The following is a 17169-nucleotide window of genomic DNA, read 5'->3' on the forward strand; positions in this document are numbered from 1 at the left end:
CCGGTTAAGCTGCCGTAATTATGGTTAACGGCGCGTTAATACCCCTCAAGGCTGGGCCTCGTAGTAGTGCGCGACCTGGTCGATCTCCTCGGCCGTCATCTGGCGGGCGATATTGCGCATCTGCTGGCTGATGTCGTTGCGGCGGGTCCCTGACGCGAAGGCTTCGAGCTGCGCCTTGATGTAGACCGCCGACTGGCCGCCGAGCCAGGGGCTCCCCGCCTTGTTGTCGATATCGCCATGGCACGAGCCGCAGGGCGGGATGTTACGCAGCGGGGCGCCCGTCACCACGACCGCCGGCGCGGCGCGCCCGGTATCCAGATTGTTCGAAGGCACCCGCGGCAGATAGGCGTAGTAGGCCGCGACGTCCTTCATGTCCTGGTCACTCATCGCCGCCGCGAACGGGCTCATCACCACACTGACCCGTGCGCCGGTCTTGAAGTCGTTGAGCTCCTTGTAGGTCACCGCGGCAAACTGCCCGGCGAGGTTCGGTGAATGGGCGTCGCTGACACCCTGCGGTCCGTGGCAGATCGCGCAACGCTGCGCCAGCGTCGCCCCTCGCCCGATCGAGACCTGATCGACCTTGGTCAGCATCTCCGACGTCATCACGACATTGGAAGTCTTGAAATCCGGCTTGACGGCTGCCTCCTGCACAGCGGCGCGCGGAACGCCGGCCGCGCTGCAGATCGCGTCCCAGACGCTGGCGAGCTTGAGGTTGGGTTGCGCCAGCGGCAACCAGATCAGGCCCGCGACGGCCGACAACACGGCAATGGCGGCGGTAACGCCGACGCTGATGCCGAACCACGGATTGCGCGGGGAGAACAGCGGCTGATCGCTCATCGGCCGGCTCCGACATAGACGGCAGGGACGCTGGTCTCGTTCAGCGCCATCAGCTGCGCGATCGGGAAGCCATAGTTCACCACCGTGAGACCGACCATCAACGCAAGCCACAGGCCGAACGAGTTGAGCGCGACCGGAATCCGCGCCGGCATGTGGAGCGGCACCGCGAAGCGATAGGCACCCGCCTCGCCTCGCGCGCCGAACTGGCCGCGGATCAGCACCAGCAGGAACAGCAGGCCCGACAACAGCAGAATGAAGCCGCCAATCGCCGACATCGTCACCGAGAAGGCCTGCGGTGAGATCGCGGGGTTGGCATAGTCGTAATAGGCCATGCGGCGTGGCATGCCGAGAATGCCGACATAGTGCCATGGGAAAGTGGTCACGATCATGCCGATGAACCACAGCCAGAGCTGCGTGCGCATCAGGCCAAAACTGTCCAGTGCGCGGTCGGTCAGATGCGGCCACAGATCATAGGCGATGGCGAAATACATGATCACGATGGCGCCACCGAAGATCAGGTGGAAATGGCCGGTGATCCACTGCGTGTTGTGCACGGTGGCGTCGAGCTGATAGCTCATGTTGATCAGACCGCCGGCGCCGCCGAAGCCGAGCATGACCAGCGACAGCGCCGTCGCCAGCATGATCGGATTGGACCATGGCAGCGCGCCGATCCAGCCGAATGCGCCGCGGCCTCCGCGCAGGCGGCTCGCGATCTCCGCCGACGCGCAGATCGTGAACACCGTGAGCAACGTCGGCAGCGCGACGAGACCGGTGAACACCGAGTGCATGAACTTGAAGCCGGCGCCGACCTGCGGGTCAGCAAACAGATGGTGCACGCCGATCGGCATCGCCACCACGACGAACAGGATGAACGAAATCCGCGCCATCGCGTCGCTGTAGAGCCGGCCGCCGATCGCCCGCGGGAAGATCGTGTAATAGGCGATGTAGGTCGGAATCAGCCAGAAATAGACGATGGCATGCAGGGACCACGAGAAGAACACGCGCGCCAGCCCGGCATCGATCGTCGACTTGAACCCCAACGCCACGGGCAGGATCAGGAACAGGATCTCCAGCGCCGCACCGACCGCAGTCCAGCCCCAGAGCAAGCATCCCGCGACGTTGGCGTACATCGCAAGCGGCACCGGCTTGCCCGGGTTCTCGCGCTTCCAGATCACGAAATTGATCACCATCAGCGCGACCCAGATCCATGAGCCGACCACGACCATGACGACGCCGATGTAATAGAAGGGATTGCCGACCATCGGCGGATAGAAGGTGTAGAGCACCGAGGCGAGCCCGAGCGACACCGGGATCATCGCGACGACGGCACCGACCGCGACCAGGAAGAAGCCCGTCCAAGCCCAGCGCCGTCCAATCAGCGCCTTCTCGAACGATGCTTCGGTGATCGCGTAGCCGAATCCCATCGCGATCAGAGTCGGGAACACGTATCCCATCGCCGAGCCATGCGCGGTGACCGAGCGATAATAGAACTCCGGATTGAAATGCCAGGCGTTCAACGGGCTGCGCACGAACATCTGCCAGGCGCCGAGCACCAGCGCGGCACCGAATACGATGAACGCGAGCCAGAAGTGAGCGAGAATGAGCCGCTTGCTAGTCAACACAGGTCAGCCTCCGCTTCGCCGCCGCCATGTCGCGGAACGCGGCCTTGTCGACCACCTTGACCTTGCCCCACATGCCCTGGTGGCCGATGCCGCAAAATTCCTGGCACGGCATCAGATGATCGCCCGGTGCCTTGAAGCGCACCGGCAGGTCCGTAACGTAGCCCGGCACCAGCATCGTGTTGATATTGGTGCCCTCGATCAGGAAGCCGTGGACGACGTCCGCGCTGGTGGCGCGGAATGTGATCGGTGTTTCCGCCGGCACCACGACGCATTGCGGCGTGAAGGAATATTGCTGACCGATCGCGCGCACGATGACCGAGCCGTCGGCTGCCAGTTCGCTGCCGAGATTGCTCTCGATGAACTCACCGGACAGGTGCAGAGTCCTGGGATCGGCGGTCTCGACCCGGCCCTGCGGCATCGTCGCCTGATGGATGCCGATATAGGCCGCCATGCCGACCAGCACGCCGACGATGACGATCGACAGTGTCGCCCAGCGCCGCTCGATCCGGGCGGCGACCGCTTCGCCGAGGCTATGGTCCGTCTCGGTCGCCATCACGGAGCGCTCCGCGGCAGGAAGACCAGCAGGTAGAATGCAAACCACAATCCGACCACGATGGCCGTCGCAACACCAGCGATCGCGACCGCACCGCTTGGGCCGCTGCGCACGATGGTCTCGACGGCCTCGTCCTCTGAGACGGATGTGTTCGGTTGCGGCGAAGATGAGTTGATCATGATCGCGCTTTAGCTCCTTGTCTGAGCATGATCTTTTCGGAAAACCGCTTCGCACTTTTCCGGATCATGCTTTAGTTCAGCGTTGCCGCACGCAATTCGTTGGCCTGCCGCGCCGACACCGGCTCGCCGCGGTTGCCCCAGGCGGTTCGAATGTAGGTCACGACGGCCGCGACCTCGTCGTCCGAGAGCTTCTGCGCAAACGGCGGCATGCCGTGAGGCGTCGGGTTACCCGACGTGCCCGGCGGGTAGCCGCCATTGAGCACCATCCGGACCGGGTTCACCGAGGAGACCATCTGGATCGACTGGTTGCCGGCAAGCGGCGGATAGTCCGGCGGCATGCCCTGCCCGGTCGCGCCATGACAGCTCGCGCAGTCGCGGTCATAGATCGACTTGCCAAGGGACAGCAGCAGACTGCTCTCGGCCGACGGCAGCGAGGTCGACGCCTTTTCTGGCGGACCGCCCTGCGCAAGGCCTTTCAGGTAGACCGCCATCGCGCGCACATCATCATCGTTGAGATATTGCAGGCTGTTGTAGACGACCTCGGCCATCGGCCCGTACACGGCGCCCTTGGCGGACACGCCCTTGCGCAGATAGTCGACGATCTCCTCGATCGTCCAGTCGCCGAGCCCGGTCTCCTTGTTCGAGGTCAGCGACGGCGCGTACCAGTTCTGCATCGGGATCAGGCCGCCTTCGAAGGCCTGCGACTGCTTGCTGCCGCCAAGCGCATTGATCGGGGTGTGACACATCCCGCAATGACCCAGCCCCTCGACCAGATAGTTGCCTCTATTCCACTCTGCCGACTTCGTTGGGTCAGGCTTGAACTCGCCCTCCCTGAAGAACAGCGTACGCCAGCCGAGGATCAGCGAGCGGTTGTTGAACGGGAAGGTCAGGTCATGCGGCTTGTTGAGCTGCTTGACCGGCGTCACCGTGCGCAAATAGGCGTAGATCGCGTCGCTGTCCTCGCGCGTCACCTTGGTATAGGAGGCGAACGGCATCGCCGGATAGACCAGGCCGCCATCGGGGAAGCGGCCACTGTGCATCATCTGGTAGAACTGATCCGACGTCCACGTGCCGATCCCGGTCTGCGGGTCGGGCGTGATGTTCGAGGTGTAGAGCGTGCCGAATGGCGTCTTCATCGGAAGGCCGCCGGCGAAGGTCTTGCCTTCGCGCGCGGTATGGCAGGCGATGCAATCGCCGGCGCGCGCGAGATACTCGCCCTTGGCGATGACGGCGGGATCGGCTGGCTGTTGCGCCGATGTTGCGATCGGCGACAGCACCAGCATCAGCCCGGCAAGCAGTCCTGTTGAGATTCGCGACATCGGCACGATCCCTTCAGTGCGGTTCGCTGCCGCATTCGAGCGGCATCGGCAGGCTGCCTCGCGGCGCGAAGGATGGATCGGCCGGAGCCGGACGCGATGACAGATAGGCGGCAACCGCCTTGACGTCGTCCTCGGTCAGCAGGCCTGCGACGATCTGCATGCAATCGGGGGCGAACGCGGTCCGCGTTCCGTAGCGCCAGCCGCCGAGCTGGCCGCTGATATAGGCGGCGCGCAGGCCAAGCAGGCCGGGAATGCCCGGCTCCATGCCGCCCAAGGTCTGACCATGACAGGCCGAACACGGCGGAATACCGTGCTGCGCATCGCCGTTCTTCACGATGGACTCGCCGCGCGCCAGGATCTCCTTGCTGTCGACTGGCGGGACCGGCGGCGGAAATGCCGGCCTGAGCGAAGCGAAATACTCGGCGATCTTCTTCAGGTAATCGTCGGTCTGGAATTCCAGCAGGTAGTTCATTGGCGGATATTTCCGCCGTCCGTCCCTGAACGCGATGAGCTGGTTATAGAGGTAGCCGGCCGGCTTGCCGGCAAGACGGGGAAAATAGGCGTCGCTGGTGCCCTCGCCTTCGGCGCCGTGACAGGGCGCGCAGGCGAGGACACGCGCGGCCATCGTATCGGGCGCGCGCTCGGTCGTTTGCGACCGGGCAGCACCGATTTGCAGCGCAACGAGCGCCAGAAACGCAGCCAGCCGAATGAGAAGACAAGTCACCGTTTGGCCCCCAGCGCGACGATGAGACCGCGTCGCGAAACCGGAGGCTACGATGCGCAAAATTCAGCGCGTCGTCCTTGATTCAGATCAATGGTTAGGTGCGATAGACTGCTGCCGGGTCAAAAAGCCGATCGGCGTCGACGAAGGACAGGCTGACATCGCCGCCCTCGCCCTTCACCGCGCGATAGAAGCAGGAGCGCCGTCCGGTGTGGCAGGCGGCGCCGATCTGCTCGACCTTGATCCACACCGCATCCTGATCGCAATCCAAGCGTATCTCGACCACGCGCTGGGTCTGGCCCGAGCTCTCGCCCTTGCGCCACAGCGCATTGCGCGAGCGGCTGAAGTACCAGCCCTCGCCGGTCGCGATGGTCTTGCGCAGGGCCTCGTCGTTCATGTGCGCGACCATCAGCACGTCACCGGTCGCAGCATCGGTCGCGACGCAGGTCACGAGACCTGCCGCGTCGAATTTGGGCTGGAAGGCCAGCCCCTCTTCGCGGTCGTGATCGTGGGTCGATGCGGACACGGAAAACCTCGCTCAGGACAATGCGAGGTTACCGGTTCGGTCCTCGCACCAGGGACAGGAAACGCTGCTGCTCGGCCGGATTGTCGCGGAACATGCCGGTGAAGCGGCTGGTGAAGGTCGATGCACCGTGCTTGGCGACGCCGCGCACCGACATGCAGGTATGCTCCGCCTCGATCAGTATCGCAACGCCACGCGGCTTCAGCACCTCGTCGATCGCGGCGGCGATCTGCGCGGTGAGATGCTCCTGCGTCTGCAGGCGGCGGGCGAAGATGTCGGTCAGCCGCGCCAACTTGGAGAGACCCACGACCCGCTCCACCGGCGTATAAGCGATATGCGCCTTGCCGTAGAACGGCATCATGTGATGCTCGCACTGCGAGGTGAACTCGATGTCGCGGACCAGCACGAAATCGTCGTAGCCGGCGGTCTCGCCGAAGGTGCGGTTGAGCACTTCGGCCGGGCACTGATGATAGCCCTGATAGAGCTCGTCATAAGCTTCGACGACGCGGCGCGGCGTGTCGAGCAGGCCCTCGCGGAAGGTGTTCTCGCCGATATAGGAGAGCAGCGTCTTGACGGCCTCCTCGGCTTCCGCCCGCGACGGGCGCGGCTGGTCGGCACGGACGGCCGCCGCCATGAATTCTGAGGGGTCGAGCTCGCTGGCTTTCGCGTCGGCGGGCTTGTTGGGGCGAATCGGTTTGATCAAGGCGTCCATGTCTTCTCCGTTCGACCGGCCCTGGCACTGCCCTCGGGCCGGATGTGTCACCGGGCAGACGGGGCGGATCGTCGAACCGCCGGGCGCCTGAGTCCCATTCTTGTAGCACCATCGTGGCGTATGTGGGCCGCGGTGGCCGCATGGCCGGGCTATGTTTCCGGCGCTACCGTCCATATATAGGACGGTGAAACCCAGCCGCCAAGAGCGCCCGGCTCGGCCGGAACCAGGCATCTGTCCCCATGCTGAACGACATTTACAACAAGCGGATCATTGAGTTGGCCGGCAATATTCCGCGCCTCGGACGGCTCGCCGACCCCGACGCCAGCGCCACCGCCCACTCGAAATTGTGCGGTTCGACCGTCAAGGTCGACCTTAAGATGGACGGCCCCGTGGTGACCGACTTCGCCCATGACGTGAAGGCCTGCGCGCTTGGCCAGGCCTCCTCCTCGATCATGGCGAGCCATGTGGTGGGCTCGACCGCGGACGAGCTGCGTGACTTGCGCGAGACCGTCCGCAAGATGCTGAAGGAAAATGGCCAGCCCCCGCAGGGCGGCAAATGGGCCGACATCGCGCTGCTCGAGCCGGTGCGCGACTACAAGGCCCGCCACGCCTCGACGCTCCTGACCTTCGATGCCGTGGTCGATGCAATCGGCCAGATCGAGGCCAAGGCGAAGCAGCCGGCGTAAGACTGATTGCCGGCGTCAGCCCTACTGAGCCGGCTGAACCGGCGCCGGCGCTGCGGTGCCTCCGGTCGGCACCACGGCCTCGGCGGTCTTGGTCGCCTTCGCGACCTGCGGCAACGCCTCACCCTCCATCGCGCTGCTCACGAAGCGATCGCTGTTCTTCGGCTTCGCTTCGGCGACGGGGGTTGTGTCATCCTGCCGCGGCAGCACGTCGGCGACCGCATCCGTGGTGACGAGATTGGTCAGCCGCAATTCGGCCGCCGACAATTCATGCAGGTCTTCCCACGGCGGCACGCTGAGTGCGAGCGACAGCAGCTCACCTGCTCCGCCCATGTCGAAGGTGTATTTGGCAAGACGGCCGATATCGCGCTCGACGATCATCAGGTCCTGAGCGGTGTAGCTCGCGGCCTTGGCGTCGTCGGCGCGGTCACCCATCCAGATCTGATGCACGCGGACATGGGCGGCCGGCGGCACGTAGCGCGTCTTGCCGGACAACAGCAGGAATACGCACATCGACTCGCAATAGGCATCCGGCAGCACGCTGGCGCGGTCGCCCTGCGCGGCCTGATTGACGACGCTGGTGCCGACGGTGGTCAGCGCGCCGAGACCACGGAAGCGGCGCCCGAGCGCGATCGCGTCATTGACCGAACCGCCGCTGGAGTCGAGCACGATGGTGGCGCCGTTGAGTTGGCGGCTGCGCGCGAACTCGTCGAAATCCTTGGGGCTGTCGGCGGTGATGATGCCGACCGCCGATACCCAGCCCCGGCAATTCGGCTGGCATGAGATCCAGCTGAACTTCATCGGCAGCTTGCGCTCTTCGAGGGTGGAGCTCGCCTGTGCGGAACTTCCCGCTGTCGTGACGGTGCCGGACACTGCAAAGCAAAGAGCAACGGCGCCGGTGAGCGCCCAACTGCGCAACGAGAGCGACTTGACGAGCCTCAATTTGGTTCCTTCCCCCAAGCCCTTGGTGATGCGAGCGGTGGCAATGGCCCCATGGCAATGCGCCACGATTCCGTCATCGGCGCGTTATGGGAACGGTAGCCTTGCTGACCTGGACCGTCCATAGGACCCTTGCTGCAGCGCCATTTGCGCTGTGCAATAGTCACGAACTGTGGCGTAAATATCTGCAATTGAACAGTTCCTTCGCTTGGAACCCCCGCAAGACTACGTACATACTTGCGTATGCCGTCGACAGATCATTCAACATCTCATCATCCACGATGCATGGACTGTGCCACCACCGCGCGCCGATTGCCGCGCAATTTCGGCCGCGCCCTGATCTGGATCTACCGGCACACGCTGTCGCCGCTGGTCGGCTACAACTGCCGGCATCTGCCGACCTGCTCGGTCTATGGCGATGAGGCGATCGAGCGCTTCGGATTATGGGGCGGCGGATGGATGACGCTGGCACGGCTGCTGCGCTGCCAGCCCTGGGGCACGTCGGGAATCGATAACGTGCCGGCGGCAAAGCCACCGGGCGCACACTGGTATCTACCCTGGCGCTATGGTCGCTGGCGCGGCGTCAACGACAGCTGATCGATTGCTGCGGCGCTTCCAAGCGCGGCGCGCATTGCTGGTTCGGCGGAACTGTGGCGATACCTTGCGCATTGTTTCTCTGCCCTCTTGGGATCCCCTTTGGGGAGGAAGCAACAATGCGCTGGAAAATCAGCCACAATGGTCACGATCCCCGGCAGATCGATTTGCTGGCGGTGCTTGCCCTGCTCGTCGTGATTGTTGGTGCCTACGGCTACTTCACCCACAATTCGAGCAAGCCGAGCACGACGGCATTCATCGTGCCGAGCCAGAGCGTGAAGTGGTGAAGCGCTTGCTCACTCCGCCGCGGCAGCGCGCACCGGGCGCGGCCGCGTGATCAGCACGACCACCAGGGCCGCCGCAACGAAGGCGGTGGCGACGTAGCCCGCGCTGTAGAGCCATTCGCGCGCGAACAGCAAGCCGCCGATCGCGGAGCCGATGGCTTGGCCGACATACAGCACCGAGGTGTTGAGCGAGACCGATGCCGACGCGAGCGCCGGCGCGGCACCGACCAGCCGCACCTGCTGCATCGAATTGGTCGACGCGAAGCCGAGCCCCCACACCGCAACCGAGGCCGCCATCAACGCATAGGCGCCGGCGCTCAGTGCCCAGCCGGCGACGCCGGCGAGCAGCATCGCGGTGAACAGCACCGACGTCTTCCACGCTCCCCAGGTATCCACGATGCGCGTTGCGATCGCGATGCCGACGAATCCGAAGATGCCGTAGAGCGCGAACACGATGCTGATGGCGTCGGCATTGGCGCCGGTCAGCTTGGCGAGCAGCGGGCCCATGAAGGTGAACACCACGAACTGGCCGGACATCTGCAGCGTCGTGACCGACAGCAGCAGGATGACGGTCGGATTGCGGCCGAGCTCGGCCCAGGTCCGCAAGGCCACCGGCGCGCCATGCAGTCCGCCGGGCAGCCGCCACCACAGCAGCAGCGAGCTCACGAGCCCGGTCAGCGCGATCGCGCCATAGGTCGTGCGAAAGCCGTAACGGCTGGCGATGAAGGTGATCAACGGCAGCCCGATCGCAGCCGCGAGCGACCAGCCGAGGAAGATGTAGGCGATCGTGCTGCCGCGCTTCTCTACCGGGACGATCAGCGCCGCAGTGCCGGCCGCCTGCGGGGTGTAGAGCACACCGACCGCGAGCATCACCAGGCGAATGATCAGGAGGCTGTCGTAGTCCGGCGCGAAGGCCGATGCCGCATTGGTCAACGTCAGCACCAGCAGCGTCGCCGTCAGCAGAGCGCGCCGTTCGAACCGGCTGGTCAGCCACGCCGTCACCGGCGAGCCCACGCACAGCACGATGGCGCCAAAGGTGATCAGGAGACCCGCGGTGTGGATCGTGACGCCGAGCCCATTGGACAGCTCCGCCAACATGCCTGCCGGCGCCAGCACCGAGCAGCCGGTGACGATGTTGCCGAGCATCAATGCGGTGGGAGCGAAGCGTTTCACGCGGCGGTGTTAGCAGACTCCGAGATCAATGCAACTGCATCTAAATGCATGGCACGTGATCACCCGGCGCCTCTTGCGCCTATGGCGAGGGCGACGCGGCCGGCGCCGCATTGACGCTCGGCGAAACGACAACCGGCGGAAACGAGCCGGCAGGCTTCGGGCCTGTGGCGGTCGTCGGACACGACGCCAGCAGCTGCGTCCATCCCTGCTCCAGCCCGGTGGTGTCGATATCGAATTTCGCGAAGCTCGGCTTCGGGTCGGACTTGGTATCGGGCTTAGCGTCCGACTTGGTATCTGACTTGCCGTCGGACGCCAGCGTGCTTTCACCGACCTGCAGATGCGGGGCCACCAGCATCGCCTTGACGGCGTCCGAGGACACCGGATCGCTCCAGACCTCGTATTTGCCGAACCGCGCCGGCAACCTGCCGAATGCGACGGTCTTGGTGGCGCCGGCCATCATCACCACCGTGCTCTTGCCGGCGGCGCCCTCGTCGAACTCGCGGACGAACATCAGCCGCCCGCGATCCTTGTTCTCGCAGAACAGCCGCCACTCCATCATGCGGAACGAGCTGCCGTCGCCCTTTTTCTCCTGCGCGATCTTGCGAACATAGGGCCGCGTTTCCTTCTCCACCGCCCACAGTGTTTCCGGCAAAGGCCGCGTATCGATACCAAATCGATAGAGTTCCGGCCGTGTCAGCACGTGCAGGTTCTCGAACTTCACGCTCCGGATCAGCTCGCTGAGCTCATGGCTGATCCCCATCGCCGCCAGGAACTTGTCGCGGTCGCGATCGGCGCTCACCATCTCGCGTCGCCTGAAATCGGCGACGACCTGCGCGGATGGATGTCCGTGCACGACGAACATCAGCTTGGAATTGTGGACCCCGACCACCGAATCAGGCGCCACCTCGCGGTTGGTCGCGCCCACGAACAGATAGGCGCAGGCCGAAACGCACATCGCGTTGCGCGTGGTGAGTTGGGCCTCGACCTCGCCCTTCGCAGCCTTGATCTTCAGGCAGGCGGCATCGGTTTGCGTGCCCGTGGAACAGGCGGGCACGGTGGTGCGGCCGATTCGGGCGATCGCGTTGTGTGTGCGCAGAAACCGCGCGATCCCATAGGACTGCTCGACGTTTCCGCCCGGCGAATGCAGATAGATCGGAAGCTGCTTGTCCTTGATGGGAAAAAGGAAGGTGCGAATCCGCTGCGCGGCTTCCCGATCGATCTCGCCTTCGATCGCGATCCAGCGATCGCAACCGGCGCCGCAAGCATTCGGCGGTCCCTTGGCGAGATAGATGGTCAGCTTCTTCGCAAATCCGGCCTTCTCGACCGGTGTGTCTTCCGCCCGCAAGGTGCCCGGGATCAGAAGCAACGCCACGAAAAACAGGAGACGGGAAAACATGAACCTTGCGGATGGCGCGATGGCGGAAAATGGACGCCGGACGTTAGACGATGATCGGCAGCGTCGCAACGATCAGTGGCGCCCGATGCAGACGAGCCTCCCTCGATTCCGCGCAGCCGGCGGTCCATTTTCTTGATATTGCCGGATTGCAGGCGTCAAATCCCCTGCTATACCGCTGCTTTCCGCTTACCTGCGCTCGTTCGCAGGAGTGAGCTACAGGAGACATCATGGCAGACACGCCCCCCAAATCCGAATCCGGATTCCAGTACAGCCTCTCTAACCTCAAGCCCGCAGAACCCGTGGACAAGATCGCCCTCACCTTCCCTGATGGAGCGAGGCGCGATTTCCCGAGAGGGACGACCGGTCTCGACATCGCCCGGGGCATTTCGCCCTCACTCGCCAAGCGCACCGTCGCGATGGCGCTCGACGGCACGATTGCCGACCTCAACGATCCCATCGAAGCCGATGCAAAGATCGAGCTGATCGGCCGCGAAGACCCGCGCGCGCTGGAACTGATCCGGCACGATGCCGCGCATGTGCTGGCCGAAGCCGTGCAGTCGCTGTGGCCGGGCACCCAGGTCACGATCGGCCCTGTCATCGAGAACGGCTTCTACTACGACTTCTTCCGCAACGAGCCGTTCACCCCGGAAGATTTTGCCGCGATCGAGAAGCGGATGCGCGAGATCATCGCGCGCGACAAGCCGTTCACCAAGGAAGTCTGGGATCGCGAGAAGACCAAGCAGGTGTTCCGCGACAAGGGCGAGGCCTTCAAGGTCGAGCTGGTCGACGCGATTCCCGGCAACGAGCCGATCAAGATCTATTTCCAGGGCGACTGGTTCGATCTCTGCCGTGGCCCGCACATGACCTCCACCGGCAAGGTCGGCAACGCCTTCAAGCTGATGAAGGTGGCCGGCGCCTATTGGCGCGGCGATTCCAACAATCCGATGCTGACCCGCATCTACGGCACGGCATTCGCCAAGCAGGAAGACCTCGACGCCTACCTCAGGCAGATCGAGGAGGCCGAGAAGCGCGACCACCGCAAGCTCGGCCGCGAGCTCGACCTGTTCCACTTCCAGGAGGAAGGCCCCGGCGTGGTGTTCTGGCACCCGAAGGGCTGGACCATCTTCCAGCAGTTGATCGCCTATATGCGGCGCCGGCTGCTCGGCGACTACAACGAGGTCAACGCGCCGCAGATCCTCGACAAGGTGCTGTGGGAGACCTCGGGCCACTGGGACTGGTACCGCGAGAACATGTTCGCAGCGCAATCCGCCGGCGACGAGGCCGAGGACAAGCGCTGGTTCGCGCTGAAGCCGATGAACTGCCCGGGCCATGTGCAGATCTTCAAGCACGGGCTGAAGAGCTACCGCGATCTGCCGCTGCGGCTCGCCGAGTTCGGCGTCGTGCATCGCTACGAGCCGTCGGGCGCGATGCACGGCCTGATGCGGGTGCGTGGCTTCACCCAGGACGACGCTCACGTGTTCTGCACCGAGCAGCAGCTCGCCGAAGAATGCCTCAAGATCAACGACCTGATCCTGTCGACCTATGCCGATTTCGGCTTCGACGGCGAGCTCACGGTCAAGCTCTCGACGCGGCCGGAGAAGCGGGTCGGCACCGACGAGATGTGGGATCACGCCGAGCGCGTGATGGCCACCGTGCTGTCGGAGATCAAGGCCAAGGGCAGCAACCGGATCCGCACCGAGATCAATCCCGGCGAAGGCGCGTTCTACGGGCCGAAGTTCGAATATGTGCTGCGCGACGCCATCGGCCGCGATTGGCAGTGCGGCACCACGCAGGTCGACTTCAACCTCCCGGAACGGTTCGGCGCGTTCTACATCGATCACGACGGCTCGAAGAAGGCACCTGTCATGGTGCACCGCGCGATCTGCGGCTCGATGGAGCGCTTCATCGGCATCCTGATCGAGCACTATGCCGGCAACTTCCCGCTCTGGCTGGCGCCGACGCAGCTCGTGGTCACGACCATCACCTCCGAAGGCGACGAATACGCCAAGGTGGTGGCGGCGGCGGCGCGCCGCGCGGGCTTGCGGGTCGAGATCGACCTGCGCAACGAGAAGATCAACTACAAGGTCCGCGAACATTCGCTGGCCAAGATCCCGGCCCTGCTCGTCGTCGGCAAGAAGGAAGCCGAAACCCATTCGGTCTCGGTCCGCCGCCTCGGCAGCGAGCGCCAGACCGTGATGCCGACCGACGAGGCGATCGCCGCGCTGGTCGATGAAGCAACCCCGCCGGACGTGAAGCAGGCGCGATCCGTCGCCTGATCTTCACAATCGGTCTAAACTGGCTTTCGCAGGCTTGGTCGTGCCCCCATCTTGGGGGCACGACTCCACTTGAAGGACATGTCCGTGCCCGATGCCATTGAACTTCTGAAGACACGCCGCTCGATGAAACCGCGCGAGATGACCGGCCCGGGCCCGTCCGCAGCCGAGCTCGAAACCATTCTGACGATCGGTGCCCGCGTGCCTGACCACGGCAAGCTCGCGCCCTGGCGCTTCATCGTGTTCGAGGGCGACGCCCGCGCGCGCGCCGGCGACGTGATCGCAAAAGTCTTCGCCCGGAAAAATCCCGGCGCGCCGGCCTCCGATATCGAGGTCGAGAAGAAGCGCCTGACCGATGCGCCGCTGGTGATCGGCATCGTCTCCTTCACCAAACCGCACCCGAAGGTGCCGCCGTGGGAGCAGGAACTGTCGGCGGGCGCGAGCGCGATGAACATCGTCACCGCCGCCACGGCCCTCGGCTACGGCGCCTGCTGGCTGACCGGCTGGTTCGTCTTCGATCGCGACGTGCTCGACGGTCTCGGCCTGAAGCCGGACGAGAAGCTCGCCGGCCTGATCCACATCGGAACTCCGACCAAGCCGAGCGAGGACCGCCCGCGCCCGGCGCTGTCGGATATCGTGACGCGGTTCTAGACTGTAGACCTCGTCATTGCCGGGCTTGACCCGGCAATCCATCAAGACCAGAGACTCTTTCGAAGCGGGGTGGATGGCCGGGTCGGGCCCGGCCATGACAAGCGCAGAGAATGCTCAGGCCGCCTTCGACGCGCGCTCGGCAAAACCGCGCAGCAAGGCCGCGATCTCGTGCCCAGGCCTCGCGGCGCTGAACAGGAAGCCCTGCACCTCGTTGCAGCCTTCGGCGCGCAGCCAGTCGAGCTGATCCGTCGTCTCGACGCCTTCCGCGGTCGTGGTGATCTTGAGGCTGCGGCCGAGGCCGGAGATCGCGCGCACGATCGCGACGCAGTCGGTGCGCCGCGCCAGGTCCTTGACGAAGGAACGGTCGATCTTGATCTTGTCGAACGGGAAGCTGCGCAGATAGCTCAGGCTGGAATAGCCGGTGCCGAAATCGTCCATCGAGATGCTGACGCCGAGTTCGCGCAGCTGATGCAGGATCGCGAGGTTGGCTTCGGTCTCCGCGAGAAACACCGACTCGGTGATCTCGAGTTCGAGCCGCCGCGCCGGCAGGCCGGAATGCGCCAGCGCCGAGATCACGGCCTGGACCAGATTGCGACTGCGGAACTGGACCGGCGACAGATTGACGGCGACCTTGACGTCAGCCGGCCACTTCATCGCCTCGGCGCAGGCTTCGCGCAGCACCCACTCGCCGAGGGCTACGATCAGGCCGATGTCTTCGGCAACCGGGATGAACTCCGCGGGCGAGACCATGCCCTTCTGCGGATGCCGCCAGCGCAGCAATGACTCGAAGCCCGAGATGCGATCGGCCGCGATGTCGACCAGCGGCTGGTAGTGCAGCTCGAACTCGCCGTTGTTGAAGGCCACGCGCAGGTCGCGCTCCATATCGCGGCGCTTCTGCGCCTGCTGATCCATCTCCGGTTCGAAGAAGTGGTGCACGCCGCCGCCCTCGGCCTTGGCGCGATACAGCGCCATATCGGCATTGCGCATCAGTTCTTCCGAACTCGTGCCGTCGCCCGGCGACAGCGCGATCCCGATGCTGGCGCCGACCACGACCTCGAGCCCGTCGATGTTGTAGGGCGCGCTCAAGGCATCGATCAGCCGTTCGGCGAAGGCGCTGGCCTCGTTCGGCGAAGCGTCGGCGGCCAGCACGATCGCGAACTCGTCACCGCCGAGCCGGGCCGCCACATTGTCATCGCGGACCGCCTCGCGCAGCCGCTCCGCCACCAGCTTGAGCAGCCGGTCGCCCATCGGATGCCCGAAGGAGTCGTTGACGTTCTTGAACAGGTCGAGGTCGACGCACATGACAGCGACGCGCTTGTTGCCGGAGCGGCCGCGCTCCAGCGCCTCGCCGAGACGCTGCTGGTAGAAGTCGCGGTTCGGCAGATTGGTAAGGCCGTCATGATGCGCCATATGCGCGATCCGCGCTTCGGCGGCGCGCCGCTCGGTGATGTCGACCACCGCGACCAGATAGCCGTCGCGCCCCTCGAACGCCACCTTGCGTCCGAAGGTCAGCACATGGATCTCGGTGCCGTCGGCCCTGATATGCCGCCAGTCGCGGCTCGATTGATAGACGTCGCCAATCTCGCGCAGCGCCGCGCTGTGCACGTTCCACTCGTCCACCGGCCAGATCTCGCGCAGTGTCATGCCGAGAAATCGCTCCCGGCTGTAGCCATAGTGCTGAACGGCCGCGTCGTTGACGCTGAGGAATTCCATCGTGCCGGCGTCGAACACCCACATCGGCATCGGGTTGTTTTCGAACAGCAGGCGGAACGACACCTCGCGCTGCTTCAGCGCGGTGACGTCGGTGACCGTCAGCGACAGCATGTCGCTGAACGCCGTGACGCCGAGCCTGAGGCAGCGATCGCCGCTGTCGATCTCGAACTGCCCGCCGGGGCCGCTGCCGACGAATCCGCGCAAACGGTTCATCACCGCCGGCGCTGCGAGCGGATTGCCGCCGGCGCTGAGCCTGCGCCACAGCAATTCGGTCGCGGGCTGCATCAGGAGCCTTGCGGCGCCCTGGTTGAGATGCACGACCTGGAAGTCGGCCGGCTCGCCCTGCGCGTCGCGGATCGCGGCGAGCGACAGCACGCCCTCGTCGGTGGCCGAGAAGATCGTGTCGAGAAGATTGTACTGCGCATTGCACTCGTTGACGTAGACACCGACCAGGATACCGCCCCAGCGCGACCGCGTCGGCAGCGCCAGCACGTCGAAGGTCCGCACCAGGCCATCGCGCACGCAATGCGCCGACGCGAGATAGGGCCGGCAGTTCGCGCGCGCGTTTGCGGCGGCTTCTGTCAGCGCGGTGGCGCAGTCCGGCGGCAGCGCGCTGAGCGGAATGTCCCAGCGCTCGTCGTTCAGCCAGGTCTGGACATAGCGGCCGGTATGGGACGCGCACAGCACGCCATCGACCTCGCGCAACAACACGATGTGATCCGCGAGCCGGCCGAGGCTGCCGAGCATCACGTCCTCATAGTGCGGCAGCTTCTCGCCGGGACGAACCGCGGCCTGCCACTTGCGTTGCAGCACCGGAACGTCGGCGAACATCTCGGAACTGAACTTGGCCGATGTCTTTGCTGATTTCTTGTTGGCCATGTGCATGGCACGCCCCGTTCACGCAAACGCTTATCCCCGTGGCATCCAAGTCATGCCGCGGCTTAATGCCGTGTAAAAATAGTGAGCCCGCGCATCACCGCGAGCGATTATGACGGCT

At 64.8% G+C, this 17169-nt stretch carries 17 protein-coding genes; 5 read left to right on the plus strand and 12 right to left on the minus strand.

What is annotated here, in order from left to right; translation table 11 throughout:
* Positions 1-45: 45 nt before the first annotated feature.
* The 8 genes from JQ616_RS13670 to folE all read right to left on the minus strand — a co-directional run bounded on the left by JQ616_RS13670 (position 46) and on the right by folE (position 6466).
* A complete protein-coding gene (locus tag JQ616_RS13670) occupies positions 46-837 on the minus strand; it encodes a c-type cytochrome (protein WP_212015141.1) in 792 nt (263 codons plus the stop codon).
* On the minus strand, positions 834-2459 hold the full coding sequence (locus tag JQ616_RS13675) for a cbb3-type cytochrome c oxidase subunit I (protein WP_212015143.1): 1626 nt from the start codon (positions 2457-2459) through the stop codon (positions 834-836). Before JQ616_RS13675 ends, JQ616_RS13670 begins: the two co-directional genes overlap by 4 nt.
* A complete protein-coding gene (locus JQ616_RS13680) occupies positions 2449-3012 on the minus strand; it encodes a cytochrome C oxidase subunit II (protein WP_212015145.1) in 564 nt (187 codons plus the stop codon). The genes JQ616_RS13675 and JQ616_RS13680 overlap by 11 nt, the downstream gene beginning before the upstream one ends.
* On the minus strand, positions 3012-3191 hold the full coding sequence (locus tag JQ616_RS13685; protein WP_212015147.1) for a hypothetical protein: 180 nt from the start codon (positions 3189-3191) through the stop codon (positions 3012-3014). The genes JQ616_RS13680 and JQ616_RS13685 overlap by 1 nt, the downstream gene beginning before the upstream one ends.
* A 71-nt stretch (positions 3192-3262) precedes the next feature.
* Positions 3263-4474, minus strand: a complete 1212-nt coding sequence (locus JQ616_RS13690; protein ID WP_212016269.1) for a c-type cytochrome — start codon at positions 4472-4474, stop codon at positions 3263-3265.
* A gap of 49 nt (positions 4475-4523) precedes the next feature.
* The gene (locus JQ616_RS13695; RefSeq protein ID WP_212015149.1) at positions 4524-5135 is read right to left on the minus strand and encodes a c-type cytochrome; all 612 of its coding nucleotides are present in this window, start codon (positions 5133-5135) and stop codon (positions 4524-4526) included.
* Between the two features lie 193 nt (positions 5136-5328).
* Positions 5329-5757 carry a phosphoribosyl-AMP cyclohydrolase gene (gene hisI, locus JQ616_RS13700; RefSeq protein ID WP_212015151.1) on the minus strand — a complete coding sequence of 143 codons (429 nt, stop codon included), beginning with the start codon at positions 5755-5757 and terminating at the stop codon, positions 5329-5331.
* A 28-nt stretch (positions 5758-5785) separates the two neighbouring features.
* On the minus strand, positions 5786-6466 hold the full coding sequence (gene folE, locus JQ616_RS13705; RefSeq protein ID WP_212015153.1) for a GTP cyclohydrolase I FolE: 681 nt from the start codon (positions 6464-6466) through the stop codon (positions 5786-5788).
* Between the two features lie 239 nt (positions 6467-6705).
* Between folE and JQ616_RS13710 the strand changes: the two genes are divergently transcribed.
* On the plus strand, positions 6706-7152 hold the full coding sequence (locus JQ616_RS13710; protein ID WP_212015155.1) for an iron-sulfur cluster assembly scaffold protein: 447 nt from the start codon (positions 6706-6708) through the stop codon (positions 7150-7152).
* Positions 7153-7173: 21 nt separating this feature from the next.
* Here JQ616_RS13710 and JQ616_RS13715 read toward each other — a convergent pair whose 3' ends face one another.
* Positions 7174-8091, minus strand: a complete 918-nt coding sequence (locus tag JQ616_RS13715; protein ID WP_212015157.1) for a hypothetical protein — start codon at positions 8089-8091, stop codon at positions 7174-7176.
* Between the two features lie 240 nt (positions 8092-8331).
* On the opposite strand from JQ616_RS13715, the gene yidD reads away from it, so the two are divergent.
* Entirely contained in the window at positions 8332-8685 is a 354-nt protein-coding gene (gene yidD, locus JQ616_RS13720) for a membrane protein insertion efficiency factor YidD (RefSeq protein WP_433995965.1), read from the plus strand.
* A 116-nt stretch (positions 8686-8801) separates the two neighbouring features.
* Entirely contained in the window at positions 8802-8969 is a 168-nt protein-coding gene (locus JQ616_RS13725; protein ID WP_212015161.1) for a hypothetical protein, read from the plus strand.
* A 9-nt stretch (positions 8970-8978) separates the two neighbouring features.
* Here JQ616_RS13725 and JQ616_RS13730 read toward each other — a convergent pair whose 3' ends face one another.
* Positions 8979-10112, minus strand: coding sequence for an MFS transporter (locus JQ616_RS13730; RefSeq protein ID WP_212016270.1), 1134 nt, complete (start codon positions 10110-10112; stop codon positions 8979-8981).
* A gap of 106 nt (positions 10113-10218) precedes the next feature.
* Positions 10219-11535, minus strand: a complete 1317-nt coding sequence (locus JQ616_RS13735; RefSeq protein WP_212015163.1) for an ATP-dependent Clp protease proteolytic subunit — start codon at positions 11533-11535, stop codon at positions 10219-10221.
* A gap of 227 nt (positions 11536-11762) precedes the next feature.
* On the opposite strand from JQ616_RS13735, the gene thrS reads away from it, so the two are divergent.
* Together thrS and JQ616_RS13745 are read left to right on the plus strand one after the other, a co-directional pair.
* Positions 11763-13811: a threonine--tRNA ligase gene (gene thrS / locus JQ616_RS13740; protein ID WP_212015165.1), complete on the plus strand. Its 2049-nt coding sequence runs from the start codon at positions 11763-11765 to the stop codon at positions 13809-13811.
* Positions 13812-13895: 84 nt separating this feature from the next.
* The gene (locus JQ616_RS13745) at positions 13896-14459 is read left to right on the plus strand and encodes a nitroreductase family protein (protein WP_212015167.1); all 564 of its coding nucleotides are present in this window, start codon (positions 13896-13898) and stop codon (positions 14457-14459) included.
* Positions 14460-14573: 114 nt separating this feature from the next.
* Here the strand turns inward: JQ616_RS13745 and JQ616_RS13750 are convergent, their stop codons facing one another.
* On the minus strand, positions 14574-17057 hold the full coding sequence (locus JQ616_RS13750; RefSeq protein WP_212015169.1) for a putative bifunctional diguanylate cyclase/phosphodiesterase: 2484 nt from the start codon (positions 17055-17057) through the stop codon (positions 14574-14576).
* Between the last annotated feature and the right edge of the window lie 112 nt (positions 17058-17169).

It is taken from the genome of Bradyrhizobium tropiciagri (genome assembly GCF_018130545.1).
GTDB lineage: Bacteria > Pseudomonadota > Alphaproteobacteria > Rhizobiales > Xanthobacteraceae > Bradyrhizobium > Bradyrhizobium tropiciagri_A.